17 protein-coding genes are annotated in these 20,039 nt (G+C 64.9%); 15 read left to right on the top strand and 2 right to left on the bottom strand.

Annotated features, from left to right (window positions below; translation table 11 throughout):
• Nucleotides 1-21: 21 nt before the first annotated feature.
• A complete protein-coding gene (locus ABIG06_RS06070; protein ID WP_424578088.1) occupies nucleotides 22-993 on the bottom strand; it encodes a LysR substrate-binding domain-containing protein in 972 nt (323 codons plus the stop codon).
• 272 nt (nucleotides 994-1,265) lie between these two features.
• Here ABIG06_RS06070 and ABIG06_RS06065 point away from each other — a divergent pair, with 272 nt between their 5' ends.
• The 10 genes from ABIG06_RS06065 (at nucleotide 1,266) to ABIG06_RS06020 (ending at nucleotide 11,192) form a co-directional block, all read left to right on the top strand.
• On the top strand, nucleotides 1,266-2,300 hold the full coding sequence (locus ABIG06_RS06065; RefSeq protein ID WP_370135057.1) for an ABC transporter substrate-binding protein: 1,035 nt from the start codon (nucleotides 1,266-1,268) through the stop codon (nucleotides 2,298-2,300).
• 23 nt (nucleotides 2,301-2,323) lie between these two features.
• Entirely contained in the window at nucleotides 2,324-3,364 is a 1,041-nt protein-coding gene (locus ABIG06_RS06060) for an ABC transporter ATP-binding protein (protein WP_370135054.1), read from the top strand.
• The gene (locus ABIG06_RS06055; RefSeq protein WP_124159146.1) at nucleotides 3,361-4,236 is read left to right on the top strand and encodes an ABC transporter permease; all 876 of its coding nucleotides are present in this window, start codon (nucleotides 3,361-3,363) and stop codon (nucleotides 4,234-4,236) included. The genes ABIG06_RS06060 and ABIG06_RS06055 overlap by 4 nt, the downstream gene beginning before the upstream one ends.
• A complete protein-coding gene (locus ABIG06_RS06050) occupies nucleotides 4,233-5,039 on the top strand; it encodes an ABC transporter permease (protein ID WP_370135051.1) in 807 nt (268 codons plus the stop codon). The genes ABIG06_RS06055 and ABIG06_RS06050 overlap by 4 nt, the downstream gene beginning before the upstream one ends.
• Nucleotides 5,040-5,047: 8 nt before the next feature.
• A complete protein-coding gene (locus ABIG06_RS06045; protein ID WP_124159144.1) occupies nucleotides 5,048-6,184 on the top strand; it encodes an NAD(P)/FAD-dependent oxidoreductase in 1,137 nt (378 codons plus the stop codon).
• 33 nt (nucleotides 6,185-6,217) lie between these two features.
• Nucleotides 6,218-6,514 (top strand): (2Fe-2S)-binding protein, encoded by a 297-nt coding sequence (locus ABIG06_RS06040; protein ID WP_124159143.1) that lies wholly within the window; start codon nucleotides 6,218-6,220, stop codon nucleotides 6,512-6,514.
• A complete protein-coding gene (locus ABIG06_RS06035; RefSeq protein WP_370135049.1) occupies nucleotides 6,511-7,929 on the top strand; it encodes an NAD(P)/FAD-dependent oxidoreductase in 1,419 nt (472 codons plus the stop codon). The genes ABIG06_RS06040 and ABIG06_RS06035 overlap by 4 nt, the downstream gene beginning before the upstream one ends.
• Nucleotides 7,926-9,047, top strand: a complete 1,122-nt coding sequence (locus tag ABIG06_RS06030; RefSeq protein ID WP_370135047.1) for an NAD(P)/FAD-dependent oxidoreductase — start codon at nucleotides 7,926-7,928, stop codon at nucleotides 9,045-9,047. Before ABIG06_RS06035 ends, ABIG06_RS06030 begins: the two co-directional genes overlap by 4 nt.
• Nucleotides 9,048-9,059: 12 nt before the next feature.
• Nucleotides 9,060-9,407 (top strand): RidA family protein, encoded by a 348-nt coding sequence (locus tag ABIG06_RS06025; RefSeq protein ID WP_124159140.1) that lies wholly within the window; start codon nucleotides 9,060-9,062, stop codon nucleotides 9,405-9,407.
• Between the two features lie 171 nt (nucleotides 9,408-9,578).
• Complete coding sequence (locus ABIG06_RS06020) at nucleotides 9,579-11,192, top strand: ABC-F family ATP-binding cassette domain-containing protein (protein WP_370135045.1); 1,614 nt, start codon at nucleotides 9,579-9,581, stop codon at nucleotides 11,190-11,192.
• Between the two features lie 147 nt (nucleotides 11,193-11,339).
• Here the strand turns inward: ABIG06_RS06020 and ABIG06_RS06015 are convergent, their stop codons facing one another.
• The gene (locus ABIG06_RS06015) at nucleotides 11,340-12,668 is read right to left on the bottom strand and encodes a dicarboxylate/amino acid:cation symporter (RefSeq protein WP_370135043.1); all 1,329 of its coding nucleotides are present in this window, start codon (nucleotides 12,666-12,668) and stop codon (nucleotides 11,340-11,342) included.
• 143 nt (nucleotides 12,669-12,811) lie between these two features.
• Here ABIG06_RS06015 and ABIG06_RS06010 point away from each other — a divergent pair, with 143 nt between their 5' ends.
• From ABIG06_RS06010 to ABIG06_RS05990, 5 genes are all read left to right on the top strand, one after another.
• Nucleotides 12,812-14,125 carry a solute carrier family 23 protein gene (locus ABIG06_RS06010; RefSeq protein ID WP_370135040.1) on the top strand — a complete coding sequence of 438 codons (1,314 nt, stop codon included), beginning with the start codon at nucleotides 12,812-12,814 and terminating at the stop codon, nucleotides 14,123-14,125.
• Nucleotides 14,126-14,197: 72 nt separating this feature from the next.
• The gene (locus tag ABIG06_RS06005; RefSeq protein WP_370135039.1) at nucleotides 14,198-15,034 is read left to right on the top strand and encodes an SDR family oxidoreductase; all 837 of its coding nucleotides are present in this window, start codon (nucleotides 14,198-14,200) and stop codon (nucleotides 15,032-15,034) included.
• Nucleotides 15,035-15,165: 131 nt separating this feature from the next.
• Nucleotides 15,166-16,968, top strand: coding sequence for a cation:proton antiporter (locus tag ABIG06_RS06000; RefSeq protein ID WP_370135036.1), 1,803 nt, complete (start codon nucleotides 15,166-15,168; stop codon nucleotides 16,966-16,968).
• A gap of 37 nt (nucleotides 16,969-17,005) precedes the next feature.
• Nucleotides 17,006-17,812 (top strand): NAD-dependent protein deacetylase, encoded by an 807-nt coding sequence (locus ABIG06_RS05995; protein ID WP_370135034.1) that lies wholly within the window; start codon nucleotides 17,006-17,008, stop codon nucleotides 17,810-17,812.
• Between the two features lie 140 nt (nucleotides 17,813-17,952).
• Nucleotides 17,953-20,037: a hydantoinase/oxoprolinase family protein gene (locus ABIG06_RS05990; protein ID WP_370135031.1), complete on the top strand. Its 2,085-nt coding sequence runs from the start codon at nucleotides 17,953-17,955 to the stop codon at nucleotides 20,035-20,037.
• The last annotated feature ends 2 nt before the right edge of the window (nucleotides 20,038-20,039 follow it).

The following is a 20,039-nucleotide window of genomic DNA, read 5'->3' as shown; positions in this document are numbered from 1 at the left end:
GGAGAGAACCCTCTCCCGACGCTACGCGCCGACCTCTCCCGCGCGCGGGAGAGGTTGCAGCGAGCCTGTGGCTGCACTGTGCAAACCCAAGTCCTGATCCTCGAACTCCACCAGCGCCTTGCGCATGGTCTCGACCAGGTCCAGCGCCACCGGTGAAGGACTGCGCTGTGCCGGAAAGACCGCGGAGAATTCGAAGTCGATGCGCGGCAGGAAGCGCCGCACGACGACGCCGCGCGTTGCGAATTCCTGCGCGGTGAAGGGATCGCAGATCGAAACGCCCAGCCCCGACGACACCATGCCACACATGATTTCCGACAGCGTGGTCTCGACTCTGAGCACGCGACGGACATCGTGACGATGGAAAACCTGATCGACGAGGTGCCGGCTCGACGATCCCGCCGACAGTGAGATGAAGGTCTCGCCCTCGAAATCGCGCGGCTCCAGCACCTCTTTCTCGGCCAGATGATGACCGGTCGGCAGCACGGCGACCCGCGCCAGGCCCGGCAGCCGTAGGCTCGGCAGGCCGGAATGCGCGATCGGCACCTCGGCAAAACCGATGTCGCATTGGTTGTTCAGCACCCAGTCGACCACGATCGGCGAGATCACGCCGAAGAAGGCAAGGTTGAGATTGGGCCGCTCCATCAAGAAATGCCCCGCGAGCCGCGGCAGATAGCCGTTGGCCAGCGCCGGCAGCGCAGCGATCCGCAGCGAGCCAGTGCGGCGGCCGCGGATTTCCTCGGCCGCTGCCGTGATGCGCTCGAGACCGACGAAGGAGCGCTCGACCTCGGTGTAGAGCGCCATCGCGGCCGCGGTGGGCACGAGGCCGGTGCCGCGCCGCTCGAACAGCTCCATCTTGAGCAGCGCCTGGAAGTCGCGCAGCAGCCGGCTGACCGCGGGTTGTGTCACCGCCATCAGCTTCGCCGCCTCGGTGACGCTGCCGGTCAGCATCGTGGCCCGGAAGGCCTCCACCTGCCGCGAATTGATCCGCGCCATCCCGTGATCCAATCATAACATTTCAGCATGCAAAGGGTGCCATTATTCATTGGACGATGGAAGTATAGGTTGCGATCTTTTTCATCAGAGCTGGAGACAGCCCGCTTTTTCGGCAGATTGGAGGACTTCCAACCTCCAGATCGCGCTAAACCCGCCGAGCAGGGGCCGGAGCCCTGGTCGGGAGAAGGATGGCGCGGAAGGAAATGCGGCAGGCGCTTCGGCCGGAGACTTGTCGGCACGTCACCTCATTCCGGTATTGGAGATCGGTCCATATGAAGACTCTTCGCCTTCTGACTGCGGTCAGCATCGCAGCGCTCATTGCCGCCCCCTCGGTCGCCTCGGCCCAGCAGAAAACGCTTTATGTCGCCGGCTATGGCGGCTCGTTCGAGAAGACCATCCGCGACGAGGTGATTCCGGCCTTCGAGAAGGAGAACGGCGTCAAGGTCGAGTACGTTGCCGGCAACTCCACCGACACGCTGGCAAAGCTTCAGGCGCAGAAGGGCAACCAGCAGATCGACGTCGCCATCGTCGACGACGGCCCGATGTACCAGGCGATCCAGCTCGGCTTCTGCGGCAAGCTCGACGGGCTGCCGGCCGATCTCTACGATACAGCCCGCTTCAAGGACGATCGTGCCGTTGCGATCGGCATCGTCGCGACCGGCCTGATGTACAACACCAAGGTGTTCAAGGAGAAGGGCTGGGCGCCGCCGACTTCGTGGAATGACCTGAAGGACACGAAATACGCCAAGCAGCTCGTGATCCCGCCGATCAACAACACCTACGGCCTCGAGGCACTGGTGATGCTGTCGAAGATGAACGGCGGCGGCGAGACCAACGTCGATTCCGGCTTCAAGATCTTCAAGGAGCAGATCAATCCGAACGTGCTGGCCTATGAGCCGTCGCCGGGCAAGATGACCGAGCTGTTCCAGTCCGGCCAGGCCGTGATCGCGGTGTGGGGTACCGGCCGCGTGCAGAGCTTTGCCAATACCGGCTTTCCCGTCGACTTCGTGTACCCGAAGGAAGGCGCAGCGACCCTGCTGACCACGGCGTGTCCGATCAACAAGCCCAACGCCTCGCCGCTCGCAGCGAGCTTCGTCAAGATGCTGCTCGATCCAAAGATCCAGCTCGTGCTGCTGAAGGACTACGGCTACGGCCCGGTGCTGAAATCGCTGGTGATTCCGCCCGAGCTCGGCAAGATGGCGCCGATCGGCGAGCGTGCGGCCAAGCTCTACAATCCGGACTGGACGGTCATCAACGACAAGCGCGAGGAGTGGACCAAGCGCTGGAACCGCGAGGTCGAGCGCTGATCGGTCGCGGCGGAGACAGCGTCATGGCCTATCTCGAGCTCGATCGGGTCGCAAAGCAGTTCGGCGCGCAGACTGTGGTCGATGACTTCAGCCTATCGGTGGGGAAGGGGGAGTTCATCTCCTTCCTCGGCCCATCCGGCTGCGGCAAGACCACGACATTGCAGATGATCGCGGGCTTCCTCGATCCCACGCGCGGCGCGATCCGCCTGGAGGGCAAGGACCTCACCGCGGTTCATCCGGCTAAGCGTGGCCTCGGCATCGTGTTCCAGAGCTACGCGCTGTTTCCGCATATGACCGCGGCGGAGAACGTCGCCTTTGGCCTCGAGATGCGCAACGTGTCCCGAGGCGAGCGGGCCGAGCGCGTGCGGGCCGCGCTGGCGATGGTGGGACTTGCCGGCTACGAGAACCGCCATCCGCGCCGCATGTCCGGCGGCCAGCAACAGCGCGTGGCGCTGGCGCGCGCGCTGGTGATCAAGCCGAGCGTGCTGCTGCTCGACGAGCCGCTGTCCAATCTCGACGCAAAGCTGCGCGAGGAGATGCAGATCGAGCTGCGCCAGATCCAGCGCACCGTCGGCACCACCACGATCCTGGTCACGCACGACCAGAACGAGGCGATGTCGCTGTCCGACCGTATCGTGGTGATGAGCCAGGGCAAGATCGAGCAGATCGGCACGCCGCAGGAAACCTATGAGAAGCCGGCCTCGGCCTTCGTCTCGCAATTCCTCGGCAAGACCAACGACTTTGCCGGAACAATCGACCGGACCGTCGCGCCGACGCAGTTGGTGGCTGGCTCCTGGCGCGCACCGGCGCCGGCTGGGCTTGGCGGTCCCGTCACCGTCAGCGTTCGCCCCGAAAGAATCGGCTTTGGCGATACAGGGCTCAGCGCAAAGATCATCACGCGCATCTTCCAGGGTAATCACTGGCTGTTCCAGTGCGACAGCGAATGCGGCCCGGCGATCGTGATCCGCCAGAACGACGGCAAGGCGCAGCCGGCCGAAGGCGACGCGGTTCGCCTCACCTGGCAACCTGCGGACATGAGCGTGCGCGCGAGGGCTGGCGCATGAGCATGGCCGTCGAGGAGCGCAGCACGCGCGCGCCCTGGGCGCTGACGGCGCCCGCCTTGATGCTGTTCGTCGGCGTGCTGCTGATTCCGCTGGCGATGACGGTGATGCTGTCGTTCCACGATTGGGGCCAGTACAAGGGCATCGAGCCGGTCTTCATCCTCAAGAACTGGCACGAGATCGCGACCGATCCCTATTACGCCGAGATGTTCTGGCGGACCTTCCGCATTGCGATCCTGACCACGCTGCTCACGGCTCTGCTGGGCGCGCCCGAAGCCTACATCCTCAACCGCATGAGCGGCCGTTGGAAGAGCTTCTTCCTGCTGGTCATTCTCGGGCCGCTCTTGATCTCGGTGGTGGCACGCACGCTCGGCTGGGCGTTGCTGTTCGGCGGCAATAACGGCCTCGTCAATAAGCTGCTGATGTCGCTTGGCGCGATCCGTTCGCCCATTCCCTTCATGTTCACCGAAACAGGCATGGTCGTCGCGCTCGCGCATGTGATGATGCCGTTCATGGTGCTGTCGGTGTGGGCGGCGCTCCAGCGCCTCGATCCGCAGATCGAGAATGCCGCGATGTCGCTCGGCGCGAGCCCTGCCACCATCATCCGCCGCATCATCATGCCGCAGATCATGCCGGGCGTGCTCTCGGGCGCGATCATCGTGTTCTCGCTCTCGGCCAGCGCCTTCGCGACGCCGGCGATCATCGGCGGCCGGCGGCTCAAGGTCGCGGCGACGCTCGCCTATGACGAGTTCCTCAACACGCTGAACTGGCCGCTCGGCGCTGCCGTCGCGACGCTGCTGCTGGTCGCGCTGGTGCTGATCGTCGTCGGCAGCAACGCGCTGATCGAGCGGCGTTATGCGGAGGTGTTCCGATGAGACGGAACGGTCCGCTGGCGCTGATCTTCCATGCCATCTTCGTCATCGTCATGGTGGCGCCGATCCTGGTGGTCTGCCTCGTCGCGTTCACGCCCGAAGGTTTTCTATCGCTGCCGACCAACGGTTTTTCGCTGCGCTGGTTCAGGACCATCGCGAGCTATCCCGAGTTCATCCACGCCTTCTGGGTCAGCCTCGGACTCGGCGCGCTCTCTTCCTCGGTGGCGCTGCTGTTCGCGGTGCCTGCCGCGCTCGCGATCGCGCGCTATCGCTTCCGCGGCCGTGATGTGCTGGCGGCGCTGTTCCTGTCGCCGCTGATGATCCCGCATGTCGTGCTCGGCATCGCCTTTCTGCGTTTCTTCACCTCGGCGGGGCTCGGCGGCAGCTTCGCCGCGCTGATCATCGCCCATGTCCTCATCGTGTTCCCGTTTGCGCTGCGGCTGACGCTGGCGGCGGCGACCGGCATGGACCGCACGGTCGAGATGGCGGCCGTCTCGCTCGGCGCCGGCGGCTGGACGCTGTTTCGCCGCGTGACCTTGCCGCTGATCCTGCCGGGCGTCATCAGCGGCTGGGCGCTCGCCTTCATCCAGTCCTTCGACGATCTCACCATGACCGTCTTCCTCGCGGCCCCCGGCACCGAGACGTTGCCGGTGCGCATGTTCCTTTATATCCAGGACAACATCGATCCGCTGGTAACGTCGGTCTCGGCCTGCGTGATCGCGATCACCATGACCGCCCTCATTCTGCTCGACCGCTTCTACGGGCTCGACCGCGTGCTCGCCGGCAAGGGCGATACGGGACGATAGGAGAACTCATGTCAGGGGAATACGACGTCGCCGTCGTCGGCGGCGGACTGCTCGGCTCCGCCATTGCCTGGGGCCTCGGCCGCATCGGCAAGAAGGTTGCCGTGCTCGACGAGGGCGATATCACGAAGCGCGCCTCGCGCGCGAACTTTGCGCTGGTCTGGGTCCAGAGCAAGGGGCTCGGCATGCCGGCCTATACGGTCTGGACGGTGCGCGCGTCGGAGGCGTGGGGCCGGCTCGCGTCCGAACTGAAGCAGCAGACCGGCCTCGATGTCTGCCTCCAGCAGAACGGCGGCTTTCATCTCACGCTTGGCGAGGACGAATTCGGCCAGCGCGCCGACCTCGTCAAACGCATGCACAACCAGATCGGCGCCGCCGATTACAAGATGGAGATGTTGTCGGCGTCGGAAGTCAAGAAATCGCTGCCGCTGATTGGCCCCGAAGTCTCGGGCGGCAGCTATTGCCCGCTCGACGGTCACGTCAACTCGCTGCGCACTTTCCGGGCCTTCCACACTGGCTTCAGGGCGTTCGGCATCGATTATTTTCCGGAGCGGCCGGTCTCGGCGATCGGCAAGAGCGGCGGCGAATTCCGCTTGGCCACGCCGAAGGGCGAGCTGCGCGCCGCCAAGATCGTGCTAGCGGCGGGCAATGCCAATCAGACGCTGGCGCCGATGGTCGGCCTCCTTGCTCCGATGGGACCGACTCGCGGCCAGATCGTGGTAACCGAGCGCACCATGCCGTTCTTGCCGCATCCGCTGACGACGATCCGCCAGACCGACGAGGGCACGGTGATGATCGGCGACAGCAAGGAGGACGAGCTCGATGACCGCGCACTGAAGCACTCGATCAGCTCAGTGATGACCGACCGCGCCCAGCGCATGTTCCCGCATCTGTCGCGCCTCAACGTAGTCAGGAGCTGGGCCGGCATTCGCGTGATGCCGCAGGACGGCTTTCCGATCTACGACCAGTCGGAGACGCATCCCGGCGCGTTCGTGGCCTGCTGCCATTCCGGCGTGACGCTCGCATCCAACCACGCTTTCGAGGTCGCACGCATGGTGGCGCAGGGCGCGCTCGAGCCGGAGCTTGTCGGCGCGTTCTCGGCCAGCCGTTTTGGCGGCGCGGGCGCGGCGAACAACAGCGGCTACTAGAAATTATTCAGCAAGGAGCCAAGAGGCATCCCCATGTTCAGGCGATCCGAACAGGACCAGCGTCCACCGGTCCAGATCTTCGTCGACGGCGTTGCCGTCGCAGCGCGCCAAGGTGACACCGTCTCCGCCGCGCTGCTGGCCTCCGGCGTTGACGCACGGCGTTCTACCGCAGTGAGCGGCGCGCCGCGTCTGCCCTATTGCATGATGGGCGTGTGTTTCGACTGCCTCGTCACGATTGACGGCGTCGGCAATCGGCAAGGCTGCCTCGTGCCCGTCGCCGAGGGCATGCAGGTCGAAATCCAGAAGGGCAAGCGGGAGATCGGAAAATGACTGTGGCTCCCAAGTCCGAAGACTACGACGTCGTGGTGATCGGCGCCGGGCCCGCGGGCCTTGCTGCTGCCGCGACATCCGCCGAGGCCGGCCTCTCGACGCTGCTGCTCGACGAGAATATCGGCCCCGGCGGCCAGGTGTTTCGCGCGATCTCCTCGACGCCGGTGACCAACCGCAACCAGCTCGGCGCCGATTACTGGGTCGGTGCCGATCTCGTGCAGGCGCTGCGTGCGAGCGGCGCCGAGGTCATCCATCGTGCCACGGTCTGGAGCCTCGACCGCAATCTCGAGATCGCCGTGTCCATCGGCGGCGCATCCGCCTTCGTCAAGGCCAAGCGTGTGATTCTTGCGACCGGCGCGCTGGAGCGGCCGTTCCCGATTCCCGGCTGGACGCTGCCGGGCGTGATGACCGCGGGCGCGGCGCAGACCATGCTGAAGTCCTCGGCACTGGTGCCCGATGGACGCACGGTGATCGCAGGGCAGGGGCCGCTGCTCTGGCTGCTCGCCGCGCAGATCCTGCGACTTGGCGGCCGCATCGACCGCATTCTCGACACCACCGAGCGCCGCAATTATCTCGCGGCGCTGCCGCACGCCTTCGCGTTCCTGACCTCGCCCTATTTCGCCAAGGGCCTGTCGATGATGCGCGAGGTGAAGGCGAAGGTGCAGGTCGTCTCGGGCGTCACCGAGCTCTCTGCGGCTGGTGACGGCCTGCTCGCCAGCGTAAGCTATGTCGCCGGCCGCAAGCGCGAGACCATACCTGCGGATCTGCTGCTGCTGCATCAGGGCGTCGTGCCCAACGTCAATCTGGCGATGGCGGCTGGCGTCGAGCATCACTGGGACGATCTGCAATTGTGTTGGTCGCCGGTGCTCGATGCGAGCGGCCATTCGTCGGTCGCCGGCATTGCTATCGCAGGGGACGGGGCAGGCATCGGCGGCGCAAATGCAGCCGTAGTCCGCGGCCGCATCGCGGCGCGTGCGGCGGTGGATGCACTAGCACCTGCAGCCGCGGCGAAGCTCCCTGCAATTGCAACGCTCCGCGCCGATCTCGCGAAGGCCGAGCGCGGCCGCGTCTTCCTCGACACCCTGTTCCGCCCAGCGCCGCAATTCCGCATTCCTTCAGGCGACACCATCGTCTGCCGCTGTGAGGAGGTCACGGCAAAGGACGTGCTCGATGCCGTCGCGATCGGCGCGACCGGGCCGAACCAGCTCAAGGCCTATCGCCGCACCGGCATGGGTCCGTGCCAGGGCCGGCTCTGCGGCCTCACCGTCACCGAGCTGATGGCGCAGGCGCGCGGCAAGTCCCCGCAGGAGATCGGCTATTACCGTCTGCGCGCGCCGGTGAAGCCGATCACGCTCGCCGAGCTGGCCACCGTTCCGAAGACCGAAGCCGACGTCAAGGCCGTGGTGCGCGGATGACCAGGAACGTGGATGCGATCGTCGTCGGCGGCGGCATCCACGGATGTTCGACCGCGTTGCATCTGTGCCTCGCCGGCCTGAAGCCGGTGCTGATCGAGAAGGACTACGCCGGCCGCCATGCCTCGGGTGTCAATGCCGGCGGAGTCCGTCAGCTCGCACGGCATGTTCCCGAAATCCCGCTCTCGATCCGCTCAATGGGGATCTGGGAGAAGATATCAGATCTCCTCGACGACAATTGCAGCTTCGAGAGCCACGGCCAGGTATTGGTCGCGGAAGACGAGGAGGAGCTCGCGATCTGTCGCGCGCGTGTCGCCGAGCTCAACGCGCTCGGCTTTACCCATGAAGAGCTGATCGACGCGACTGAACTACGGCGCCTCGTGCCGGCCGTCGCCGAGACCTGTCCCGGCGGCGTGGTCTCGCGCCGGGACGGAGCCGCCAATCCGGCGCAGACGACGACGGCATTCCGTCGCAAGGCGGAGCAATTAGGTGCGACCGTGCGCGAGGGCGTGGCCGCCAGCAATATCCGCTACAGCGATGGGCTCTGGCACGTCGACGTCGGCACGGACAGCTATGCTGCGCCGGTGCTCGTCAACGCCGCGGGCGCCTGGGCCGGCAGGATCGCAGCCGCCCTCGGCGAAGCCGTTCCAGTCGAGACCGTTGCGCCGATGCTGATGATCACCTCGCGCGTGCCACACTTCATCGATCCCGTCGTGATCCTGCGCGGGCGCAAACTCTCCTTCAAGCAATTCAAGAACGGCACCGTGCTGATCGGCGGCGGCCATCTGGCGACGCCCGACCAGGACCGGAACGAGACGGTGCTGGACTGGAAGAGCCTCGCGACCAGCGCGCAGACCGTGTTCGAGCTATTCCCGGTGATGCGCAGCGCCACCATCGTTCGCGCATGGGCCGGCATCGAGGCGAGGATGAAGGACGATCTGCCCGTGTTCGGGCCAAGCAGCCGTCACAAGGGCCTCTATCACCAGTTCGGCTTCTCGCTGCACGGTTTTCAGCTCGGCCCCGGCGCGGGCGCCGTGATGGCGGAGCTGATCGTCAACGGGGGCACCCAGACTCGCGTCAGTGATCTCGGCATCGATCGCTTCCATCCCTCCACGCTCTAAGAAGAGGACATCATGAGCATCAACCGCAGCATTCGCACGCCCATCATGCACCGCGCCGTCGAGGCCAACGGCTTCGTCTTCCTCGGTGGCACCATTGCCGACGACACCTCAGTCTCGATGGGCGAGCAGACCCGCAACATCCTCGGCAAGATCGCCGGCTATCTGAAGGAGGCCGGCACCGACAAGTCTCGCGTCGTCAGCGCTTCGATCTTCGTCACCGATCTCTCCAAGAAGAAGGAGATGGATGCCGCCTGGACCGAGTTCTTCGGCGACAATCTCCCCACCCGCGCCACCGTCGGCGTCGCCGATCTCGGCGGCGGCGCACTGATCGAGGTGGTGGTCACCGCCCTGAAGGGTTGACCGCACACGGCGACGAAGGACGACAGCGCCTCCCGCGCTGTCGTCTCCTCGCGGCGTGCCTTGATCTCGCCGTTCGATGGGACTATTTGGAGAGTTCCTCAATCAGGATACTTGCAGCCATGGATATGAGCCCGACCGCAAAGCCCACCTGCCTTGCTCACGGGGAATTCCATGTCTGCCTCAATCGTTCTCTCGAACCTGTCGCTGTCCACGCCTGACGGCCGTTCTCTTCTCTCCAACATCGATCTGACATTCCCAGCCGAGCGGACCGGTCTCGTCGGCCGCAACGGAGTCGGGAAGACGACGCTGCTTGCGTCGATCTCCGGGGAATCCGTGCCCCAGTCAGGGCGCGTTCTGATCAACGGGACCATCGGCCTGTTGCGTCAGGATGTGCAGGTCCTTGCCGGCGCGACCGTGGCCGACCTGTTCGGCGCGCGGCTGGCACTGGACCTGCTTCGCCGTGCGGAGCGAGGCGATGCCTCGGCCGATGAGATCGCTGCGATCGACTGGACGCTCGAGACGCGGCTCGAAGCCGCGCTGGCGCGCCTCGGGTTCGATTCGTCTCCCGACACGGAGCTATCTTGCCTGTCCGGCGGCCAGATCACCCGGGTTCGACTCGCCGCACTGATTTTCGCCGAGCCCGACTTCCTGCTCCTGGACGAGCCCACCAACAATCTCGACAAGGACGGACGCAAAGCGGTGACCGATCTGCTCGCCGCCTGGCGCGGCGGCGCGATCGTCGTCAGCCACGACCGGAGCTTGCTGGAGACCATGGACGCGATCGTCGAACTGACCTCGCTCGGAGCTACGCGATACGGCGGCAATTGGAGTCGGTATCGCGAGCAGAAGGCCGTCGAGCTTGCGGCCGTCCGGCACGACCTCGCGCATGCCGAAAAGCGTCTCTCCGAGATCGACGGCAAGGCCCAAGAGGCTGCGGAAAGGAAAGCGCGCAAGGATGGCAGCGGAAGGAAGAAACGCGCCAAGGGCGACATGCCGCGGATCCTGGCCGGTGCACGCAAGGACCGTAGCGAGGACAGCGGCGGCAAGAACGCACAAATCGCCGAGCGGCGGCGCGCAGACGCGATCGATGCTGTGGATGGGGCGCGCCGGCGCATCGAGATTCTTCAGCCGTTGTCGGTCAAGTTGCCCGCGACCGGCCTGCCGGAGGGCAGGGAGGTGCTTTGGCTCGACGGCGTCAGTGTAGGCTATCGGCCTGAGCGGCCGGTCTTCCGGGATCTATCGCTCACGATCGTCGGTCCGGAGCGCGTCGCGCTGGTCGGACCCAACGGCTCCGGCAAGACGACGCTGCTGAAATTGATCGCGGGCGAGCTGCGCCCGCTCTCCGGCACCGTGCGGGTCAGGCCGGACTTCGCGTTGTTCGACCAGAAGGTCAGGCTACTCGATCCCGCGATCTCCATCCTGCACAATTTCGGGCGTCTCAATCCGAAGGCGGGTGCGAATGAATGCCACGCCGCACTGGCGCGGTTCATGTTTCGCGCCGATGCGGCCTTGCAGATCGTCGGAAGCCTGAGCGGCGGGCAGCTGTTTCGTGCAGGCCTTGCCTGTGTGCTTGGCGGACTGACTCCGCCGTCCCTGCTGATTCTCGACGAGCCGACCAACCATCTGGATGTCGAGTCCATCGAAACCGTCGAGGCAGGCTTGAGAACCTATGACGGCGCTCTGCTCGTCGTCAGTCATGACGAGACATTCCTGCAGGCAATCGGGGTCACGCGGCGGCTCGATCTTGCCGGCGAACGTGATTCCAAAGGCTCATCATTCGAATAATAAAAACCCGACGCCCTGCCCCCAGCGCGTCGGGTAAAAAAGATGAGTATCAGTCCGTGATTCCAATGCCTTCTTGTGACGCTTATCCTGCCGATTTTCCACTCCGGGAAACTACCGCATCGGAATTGGGCTGCGCCTGTCTTCGATCTACGCACCTCCGCCCGGTTCCAGCGCTTCGCCGATCTCCAGCGGGTGGGCCATGGTCTCGTGCAGCGCGTCGCGGTCGAGTTCGCCTTCAGAGATGCTGATGACGACGCAGGCGACGCCATTGCCGATCAGGTTGGTCAGCGCGCGGCATTCGCTCATGAACTTGTCGATGCCGACCAGGATCGCGATCGACTGGATCGGAATATCAGGCACAATCGAGAGCGTCGCCGCGAGCGTGATGAAGCCGGCTCCGGTCACGCCCGAGGCCCCCTTCGAGGTGATCATGGCGATGCCGAGGATGCCGAGCTCCTGCCAGATGGTCAGATGCGTGTTGGTCGCCTGCGCCAGGAACAGCGTCGCCAGCGTCATGTAGATGTTGGTGCCGTCGAGGTTGAAGCTGTATCCCGTCGGAATGACGAGGCCGACCACCGAGCGCGAGGCGCCGAGATGCTCCATCTTCTGGATCATCTGCGGCAGCACCGTCTCGGAGGAAGACGTGCCGAGCACGATCAGGAGCTCGTCCTTGATGTAGGCGATGAAGCGCAGGATCGAGAAGCCCGCCAGCCGTGCGATCGCACCTAGCACGACCAGTACGAACAGGATGCTGGTGAGATAGAACGTGCCGATCAGGGCGGCGAGGTTGAGCAGCGAGCCGAGACCGTAGGCGCCGACGGTGAACGCCATCGCCCCGAAGGCGCCGATCGGCGCGACGCGGACGATGATGCGGATGATGCCGAAGAACATCTTCGCGGCCTTGTCGATCGCGTCCGCAATGGGCTCGCCGGCCTTGCCGAGGAAGGCGATGGCGAAGCCGGAGAGAATCGAGATCAGCAGCACCTGCAGGAGGTCGCCGCGCGCGATTGCGCCCAGATAGCTGTCGGGGATGATCGCCATCAGATGGGCGACGATGCCCTCTTCCTTGGCCTTGGTGACGTAGGTCGCGACCGATTTTGGATCGATGGTGGCGGGATCGATGTTGAAGCCGCGCCCGGGCTGGAGAATCTCACCGACCAGCAGGCCGACCGCGAGCGCGACGGTCGAGACCGTCTCGAAATAGATCAGCGACTTCAGCCCGACCCGGCCGACGCGCTTGAGGTCGCCCATCGAGGAGATGCCGTGCACCACGGTGCAGAAGATCACCGGCGCGATCATCATCTTGATCAACGCGATGAAGCCGTCGCCGAGCGGCTTCAAGGCCTTGCCGAGATCAGGATAGAAATAGCCGATGAGCACGCCGAGTACGATCGCGATCAAGACCTGCACGTAGAGGATCTTGTACCAGGGCTGGTGCCGGCGATGGATGGCTGGCTGGATCGCGACTTGTGTCATAGAGTGAGCCCCGGAACGCATTGATCTTGCAGGATTTGAATCTTGCATGAGCTGCATCATGTGATGGCCGCAGCAGAAGCGACAATCACATTTTTGTCTGTTCGCACGAAGATCGGGTCGTTGCGCCCGCAATTGGGGGAAACATGTCGACTGCAACGGGCTCGGACCAGCAAGGCTATTTTCCGCGCTGGACGTTGAAGACCTCTGGCGTGATCATGCCCGAGGAGCGGCTGTCCTGGGGCCAGACTGCTGTGTCCGGCCTCCAGCATTGCGTCGCAATGTCGGGCTCGACGATCATCGCGCCGCTGCTGATGGGGTTCGATCCGAATGTTGCGGTCTTGTTCTCCGGCATCGGCACGCTGATCTTCTTCGTCATCGTCGCCGGGCGCGTGCCGAGCTATCTTGGCTCGAGCTTCGCGTTCATCGCCGTCGTCATCGCGGCCACCGGCTATGCCGGGCAGGGGCCGAACCCGAATCTGTCGGTGGCGCTCGGCGGCATCGTAGGAGCCGGAGTGCTGTACGGCGTGATTGCCCTGATCGTGATGTGGTCGGGCGTCGGCTGGGTCGAGCGCCTGATGCCGCCGACCGTCACCGGCGCTGTGGTCGCCGCGATCGGCCTCAACCTCGCGCCCGTGGCGGTCAAGGCGGTGAGCGCCAATGCGTTCGACACGGGAATCGGGCTCGCGACCGTTCTGATCATCGGCGTCGTGGCCGTTGCCGCTCCAGGCCTGTGGCGTCGCCTCCCGATCATCCTCGGCGCGATCGGCGGATATCTCTTGTACTTGCTGTTCGCGAACGGCCTCGGCTTCGGCAAGCGGATCGACTTTGCGCAACTCTCGGCCGCGCCGTGGCTGGGCCTGCCGAGCTTCACCGCGCCGAGCTTCCATGCCGATGCGATTGTCTTGATCGCGCCGGTTGCGGTCATTCTCGTCGCCGAGAATCTCGGTCACATCAAGGCCGTCGGCGCCATGACGGGCCGCAGTCTCGATGCCTATCTCGGCCGTGCCCTGTTCGCCGACAGCCTTGCGACCATCGTCGCGGCCTGCGGCGGCGGCACCGGCGTCACCACCTATGCCGAGAACATCGGGGTCATGGCGGCGACGAAGGTCTATTCGACCTTGCTGTTTGCCTTCGCCGCGGCGGTGTCGATCATGCTCGGCTTCTCGCCGAAATTCGGCGCGCTGATTCTGTCGATCCCCGGGGCAGTCATCGGAGGCCTCTCGATCGTGCTGTTCGGGTTGATCGCTGCAATGGCGGGACGCATCTGGGTCGAGAACAGGGTCGACTTTGCCAATCCTGCAAACCTGATCACCGTCGCCGTGGCGCTGACCGCGGGCGCTGGTGACCTCACGCTCAGGTTCGGCGGGTTCACGATCGGCGGGATCGGCACCGCGACCTTCGGGGCTATCATCCTTCACCAGATCCTGACCTCGTCAGCGGTGCGGCGCGCCGAATGAAGCCCTGCGATGCGCTGATGGATGGAACAAAAATGCGCTTCTGCCGATGATGAGGCATTCCGGAGAGAACCCATGCCGCAAACCGAACGTTCAACCTCGTTTCCCTCGCGCCTTGTCGGCCAATACGCGCTGGTGACCGGTGCCTCGCAAGGCATCGGCCGCGCCGTCGCCGTCCGGCTCGCCCAGGAAGGCGCAACCGTCGCCATCAACTATTTCGAGAACGTGGAGCGGGCCGAGGAGACGCTCGCGCTCGCTCGGGCAGCTTCGCGCTCGCGCGGCCACGGCGAGCCCGATCATTGCATCGTCAAGGCCAATGTCGGCGATGAGCAGGACATTGCTGCGATGTTCGAGGCGATCTTTTCCCGCTGGAAACGTCTCGATTGTCTTGTCAACAATGCCGGCTTCCAAAAGGAATCGCCGAGCGAGGCCCTCGACGTCGAAGCCTATCGCCGCATCATCGACGTCAATCTCAACGGTGCCGTGCTCTGCGCGCAGAAGGCGCTCGCTCACTTCGTCGCACGCGGCGGAGGCGGCAGCATCATCAACTGCTCGAGCGTCCACCAGATCATTCCAAAACCCGGCTATCTCGCTTATTCGATCAGCAAGGGAGGCATGGCCAATCTGACGCGCACGCTGGCGCTCGAATTTGCCAGCCGGGGCATTCGCGTCAACGCGGTGGGACCAGGCGCGATCGACACGCCGATCAACGTGGCATGGACCGGTGACCCCGAAAAGCGCGGCGTGGTTACCAGCCACATTCCGCTGGGCCGCGTCGGCACGCCGGAAGAGATCGCCGCCGTGTTCGCTTTCCTTGCCTCGGAGGACGCGAGCTACATCACTGGACAGACGCTCTATGCCTGCGGAGGCCTGACGCTGTTCCCTGAATTCCGGGAGAATTGGGCCAGCTGAACGTCCCATCCGCATCGGCGGCCGCCACTGCCCGCACGGAGAAACCAGGCGGGTTGGGGGCTGCGGCGCCGTGTGCTATCGACCGCGGGCGCCGCGGCCGCTATTGGCAAGCGCCGACACGTGACGGGCTCGTGACCACAACCATCAACATCAATGCCTACAGTGACGCGCTGGTGGTCCTCGGCACTGCCGGCGTCGTGGTGCCGATCGTCCGCCACTGGGGTATCAATCCGGTGCTGGGCTATCTCGGTGCCGGCGCCATTCTCGGTCCACTCGGGCTCGGCTCGGTGGTTCGAGAAATCCCGTTCCTGTACTGGTTTACGGTGACGGATGCGCAGAACGTCGAGGGTATCGCCAATCTTGGCATCGTCTTCCTGCTATTTCTGATCGGGCTCGAGCTGTCTTTCAGGCGGCTCGTCACGATGCGACGGCTGGTGTTCGGGCTTGGCGGCCTGCAGGTGGCGGCAACGTCCGCCTTGATATTCGGCGTGGCGCTTCTATTCGGGCAAGACTCCGATACCGCCGTTATCATTGGCGCGAGCCTTGCGCTGTCCTCGACGGCCATCGTGCTCGAGATTCTCTCCGCCGAGAGACGGCTTGCGACCACAGCCGGGCGCGCCAGCTTCTCGGTGCTGCTGGCCCAGGACCTCGCCGTGGTCCCCATTCTCGTCTTCGTTTCGGTCCTCGGTGCAGGTAGCGCTGGTTCGGTCGTGACGCACATCTCCAGTGCGATCCTGAAGGCGGTCGTGGCGGTCGTTTTTCTCATTCTGATCGGACGGCTGCTGATGCGTCCGCTCTTCCAGATGGTTGCGGGCACCCATTCGACGGAGTTGTTTGTCGCGGCGACCCTGTTCGTCATCGTCGGCGCAGGGCTTGCCGCACACCAGGCCGGCCTGTCGATGGCGCTCGGGGCGTTCGTTGCAGGGCTGATGCTGGCGGAAACGGAGTATGGCAAAGCCATCGAGGCCACCGTCGAGCCGTTCAAGGGCCTGCTGCTCGGCATCTTCTTTTTCACCGTCGGCATGGCCATCGACTTCCGCGTGTTCATGCGCGAGCCCGGTTGGCTGCTGGCTGCCGTTGTCGGCATTCTCGTCGGCAAGGCGATCGTGCTCATCATTCTGGGGCGCCTCTTCAGGCTCTCATGGCCGGCGGCGATCGAGATCGGCTTCCTGCTGGGTCCCGTCGGGGAATTTGCCTTCGTCAGCATCGGAATGGCGTCGGCCGGCGGCCTGATCGAGCCTCGCGTGTCGAGCTTTGTCGTCGCCATCACCGCCGTGACGATGGCATTGACGCCGCTTCTTGGCATGGTCGGACGACGATTGGCCGCGGAGCTGGATAGCGAGCGCCCGCCAGATCCGGAACTCGCGGTTCGGCCGCCCAGTGGCCGAACGCAGGCCATCGTGGTCGGCTATGGCCGCGTTGGAAAAGTGGTCTGCTCGCTGCTTACCACACATGGCGTGGACTACATCGCGGTCGATCACGATCCGATCGCCGTGGCGCGCGACCGCCGCGGCGGCCATAAGGTCTTCTTTGGCGACGTGACAGAACCGGGCTTTCTCGAAGCTTGCGGCCTGATGCAGACGACCGGCGTGATCATTACGATTCAGTCGCGAACGGCGATCGATGCCGTCGTCGAGCGGATCCGTTCGGTGCGGCCGGATGTGTTGATCGTCTCACGTGCGCGCGACGCTGATCATGCCCGTCACCTCTATGCAATCGGCGCCACCGACGCGGTGCCGGAAACCATCGAGGCGAGCCTGCAGCTTTCAGAAGCCGCGCTGGTCGGCCTCGGAGTCGAGGTCGGGCATGCGATAGCCTCGGTGCACGAAAAGCGTGACGAGTTTCGGCGGATGCTGCAGCAAGCCGCCCACACGGCAAACCAGGAGAAATCTCACCCGTCAGCTATCGCAGGAGGCCCGTCCCGCCGACGGTAGTCTGGAAAAACCGCCCTCGCGACCTACATCTGGTACTATGTCAAACGCTCCGCTCCAGGATTTCGTCGGCCGGCACGAACGTCTGTTCGTGCTGACCGGCGCCGGCTGCAGCACCAATTCAGGCATTCCCGACTACCGCGACAGCCAAGGCAACTGGAAGCGGACCCAGCCGGTCAATTTCCAGGCCTTCATGTCGGACGAGCAGACGCGCCGGCGCTATTGGGCGCGCAGCCTGATCGGCTGGCGGCGGTTCGGCCAGGCGAAGCCGAACGATGCGCATCATGCGCTGGCCCGGCTCGAGGCGAACGGCCGGTGCGGGATGCTGCTGACCCAGAACGTCGATCGGCTGCATCAGTCGGCCGGCCACCGGCAGGTCATCGACCTGCACGGCCGGCTCGATCTTGTCCGCTGCATGGGCTGCGACCGCAAGACACCGCGCGACGAGTTTCAGCGCGAACTTGGCCGCGCGAATGCGGCATGGCTGACGCTCGATGCCGCGGATGCACCTGATGGCGACGCCGATCTGGAGCACGAGGATTTTTCCTCCTTCGAAGTGCCGCCATGCGAAGCCTGCGGCGGCGTCCTCAAGCCTGACGTCGTGTTCTTCGGCGAGAACGTCCCCCGCGACATCGTCGCCACCGCGCAGGATCATCTGACGCAAGCCGACGCCATGCTGATCGTGGGCTCCTCGCTGATGGTCTATTCCGGCTTCCGCTTCGTCCAGGCCGCCGCGCGCCGCAATATTCCGATTGCGGCGGTCAACCTTGGCCGTACCCGTGCCGACGATCTTCTGACGCTCAAGATCGAGGAGCGCTGCGAGACAGCGCTTGCATTCCTGCTCTGATCGTACAGGCGGCGAACGCGCCTTGCCTATTGCATAGGTGCCAAGCAGAATAGCCGGGAGCGGCATTCTCCTGGTCGCCATGGCATGGAAATTGCTGCGCTTTTGACCCCAATCTTGACGATCAGCACGGAGAATTTGGAATGCTTGAGGGAGCCGAGGTGCGGCTTGCCGTTGATATCGGTGGCACGTTCACCGACATCGTGCTGGACGTGGGGCAAGATCGCAAAACCCGCAAGGTGCTGACTACGCCGCAGCGCCCCGAGCAGGCCGTGCTGGACGGCATGCGCCTCATTCTGGCCGATGCACGTGCGCATATCAGCGACATCGACGTCTTCATTCACGGCACGACGCTCGCGACCAATGCCATCATCGAGCGTCGCGGGGCCAAGACCGCGCTGATCGCGACCGAGGGCTTCCGCGACGTGCTCGATATCGGCACCGAAAGCCGCTACGACCAATATGATCTCAGCATCGACAAGCCGAAGCCGCTGGCGCCGCGCAGCCTGCGCTTCACCGTGCCCGAGCGCATTGACGCGCATGGCGCCGTTCGTCTCCCGCTCGACGAAGCGGCGGTGCGCGCACTCGCGCCGAGATTGCGTGAGCTGAAGGTCGAGAGCGTCGCGATCGCGTTTTTGCACTCTTATGCCAATCCCGAGCATGAGCGCCGCGCGGCCGCGATCATCAGTGATGAAATGCACGGCATCTCCGTGACTGTATCGTCGGCAGTGTGTCCCGAGATCCGGGAATATGAGCGCACATCCACAGCGGTCGCCAACGCCTATGTGCAGCCGCTGATCGATGGCTATCTCGCCCGCATGGCCGATGCCCTGCAGGTCGAGCAGTTTCGCGGCGCCATTTATCTCGTGACCTCCGGCGGCGGCGTGACCTCGATCGAGACTGCCCGACGCTTTCCGGTGCGTCTCGTCGAATCCGGTCCTGCCGGCGGCGCCATCTTCGCGGCCCAGATCGCGGCTCGTCTTGGTGAGAGCAAGGTGCTCTCCTTCGACATGGGCGGCACCACCGCAAAGATCTGCCTGATCGAAAAGTACCAGCCCGAGACCTCGCGCGTGTTCGAGGTCGATCGCGCGGCGCGCTTCCTCAAGGGTTCCGGCCTGCCGGTGCGCATTCCCGTCATCGAGATGGTCGAGATCGGCGCCGGTGGCGGCTCGATCGCGCATGTCGACGCGATGAAGCGCGTCACCGTCGGTCCCGAGAGCGCCTCCTCGGAGCCGGGACCCGCCTGCTACGGCCGCGGCGGTCAGCGCCCGGCGGTGACGGATGCGGACGTCGCGCTTGGCGTGATTGATCCCGATGCGTTTGCGGCCGGCACGATCAAGCTCGATCCGGAGCTTTCGAGGCAGGCGCTGCTTCGGGACGTCGGCGAGCCGCTTGGCCTGTCCGCGGAAACCGCGGCCTATGCTGTCCACGAAGTCGTCTGCGAGAACATGGCGAGCGCGGCGCGCGTGCATGCGGTCGAGCGCGGGGAGATTATCGGCCAGCACACGCTGATCGCCTTCGGCGGCGCCGCGCCGCTGCATGCGGCCCGCGTCGCCGAGAAGATCGGCGTCTCCCGCGTGATCGTACCATCGAATGCCGGTGTCGGCTCGGCCGTGGGCTTCCTGGCGGCGCCCATCGCCTATGAGCTGGTGCGCAGCCGTCATGTCCGGCTCGATGATTTTGACACCGAGGCCGTCTCCGATCTCTTGCAGGAGATGGTGACCGAAGCGCGCGGATTGGTGGAGCCGGGTGCAGCCGGTGCGCCGGTGCGGGAGCGCCGTGCCGCCTTCATGCGCTATGTCGGGCAGGGCCATGAGATCTCGGTCGAACTGCCGAACCGGCGGCTGGCGCCCGCCGATCTCGCCGGCCTACGCCAGAAGTTCGAGGCGGATTATTCCGCGATGTTCGAGCGGCCAATCCCGGGGGCTGCCATCGAGGTGTTGAGCTGGTCGGTGCTCGCCACCACCGACGCGCGCAATCCGCCCACCGTCGCTTCCGTCGCACGGATGCCCGCGGCCAAGGCATCCGGCAGCCGCAGGTTCTTCGACGGCCGCGCGGGCGAAGTGATCGAGATCCCCCTCTATCGCCGCGAGGACATGGCGCCCGGCGCGACGATTACGGGCCCCGCCGTGATCGCGGAGGACGAGACCTCGACCTTCGTCTCCACCAGTTTTGACGCCCACATCGACGGTGCGGGCAGCATCGTCATGGAACGGAAGGCGGCCTGATC

This window comes from Bradyrhizobium sp. USDA 326, from assembly GCF_049739485.1.
In the GTDB taxonomy this organism is placed as follows: Bacteria; Pseudomonadota; Alphaproteobacteria; order Rhizobiales; family Xanthobacteraceae; genus Bradyrhizobium.
The sequence above is the reverse complement of the archived record's forward strand: the minus strand, read 5'-3'. Positions and strand labels throughout refer to the sequence as shown.